Raw genomic sequence first — 239 nt, 5'->3', positions numbered from 1 at the left:
GTCGGTTTTTTAATGACAGGTCTTACTCTTTTTGGCTTAGCCTCAGCTTTGGGTTCATTTGTATCTCCTTCTTGCTGACTTGTCGGTTTTTTAATGACAGGTCTTACTCTTTTTGGCTTAGCCTCAGTTTTGGGTTCGTTTGTTCCCTCTTCTTGCTGACTCGTCGGTTTTTTAATGACAGGTCTTACTCTTTTTGGCTTAGCCTCAGTTTTGGGTTCGTTTGTTCCCTCTTCTTGCTG

At 42.3% G+C, this 239-nt stretch carries 1 protein-coding gene; it reads right to left on the bottom strand.

The genetic code is table 11. The features are described from left to right. On the bottom strand, positions 1-239 hold a 239-nt coding region (locus Q0954_RS34860), incomplete at both ends, for a hypothetical protein (protein ID WP_299466924.1).

Source organism: uncultured Microscilla sp., from assembly GCF_947493425.1.
Classification (GTDB): Bacteria; Bacteroidota; Bacteroidia; order Cytophagales; family Microscillaceae; genus Microscilla.
The sequence above is the reverse complement of the archived record's forward strand: the minus strand, read 5'-3'. Positions and strand labels throughout refer to the sequence as shown.